The sequence below is a fragment of the Actinosynnema sp. NPDC059335 genome (genome assembly GCF_042752395.1).
In the GTDB taxonomy this organism is placed as follows: Bacteria; Actinomycetota; Actinomycetes; order Mycobacteriales; family Pseudonocardiaceae; genus Actinosynnema.
The window spans coordinates 24,783-25,637 of the sequence record NZ_JBHYXZ010000011.1 but is presented as its reverse complement, the minus strand read 5'-3'; the positions used below and the strand labels follow the sequence as shown (position 1 = coordinate 25,637).

Sequence of the window (855 nt, the reverse complement as noted above, 5' to 3'; positions counted from 1 at the left end):
CGGCGCGCCCGGGCGCGCGGCGCGCGCCGGTGGCACCGTCGGGGCCGCCGCCCGCCGGCCCCCCCCCCCCCCCCGCTCGTCGGGTCGCGCGTGTCAGCTCGTGATGTCCTTGCGGGCGAACTTCCGCGCCGCCAGGAGGCTGAAGAACGCGCCGTAGGCCAGGGCGGAGAACGTGCCCTTCGCCATCTGGGACCAGTCCACGTCCGACGACAGCAGGTCCACCCACGCCAGCGCGTAGTGCGTCGGCAGGTAGTCCCGCAGCCCTTCCAGCGCCGTGATCTGGTCGAGGATCTGCGACAGGATCGACGCCAGCACCGCGCCGCCGACCGCGCCCAGCGGCGCGTCCGTGGACACCGACAGGTACAGCGCGAGGCCCGCCACCCAGAACAGGTGGATGGAGATGTAGACGACGGCCAGCGCCACGCCGTAGACCCCCGAGCCGAAGGACGCCGCCTCGCCGGTCGGCGACACCGCCTCCCCGGCCCCGTACCAGACCACGCCGACGCCCAGCGCCACCGCGGGCAGCAGCGCCAGCGCGAACACCGACATCAGCCCGGACGCCACCGCCTTGCGCCGCAGCAGCCGGTGCCGGGGGATCGGCGCGGCGAGCAGGTACTTCAACGACGACCACGACGCCTCGCTCGCGATCGTGTCGCCGAAGAACAGCGCCACGATCATCGGCAGCAGGAAGCTGCTGCTCACGAACAACGTCAGGATCACGAAGTTCACGCCGCTGGCCGTGGGCCGGTGGTCGGAACCCCCCGGCGCCCGGGTGGGGGGGGGCGCGGCCCCCGGGCAACGCCCCACCCCGCTGGTATGCGCCCGGTACCAGATAACCAGCACCAGAGAGAGGCC

General features: G+C 73.7%; 1 protein-coding gene. It reads right to left on the bottom strand.

The window, feature by feature from the left end:
* Positions 1-93: 93 nt before the first annotated feature.
* The coding region (locus ACFXGA_RS05460) for an ABC transporter permease (RefSeq protein ID WP_378084618.1) at positions 94-855 on the bottom strand (762 nt) is incomplete at its 5' end.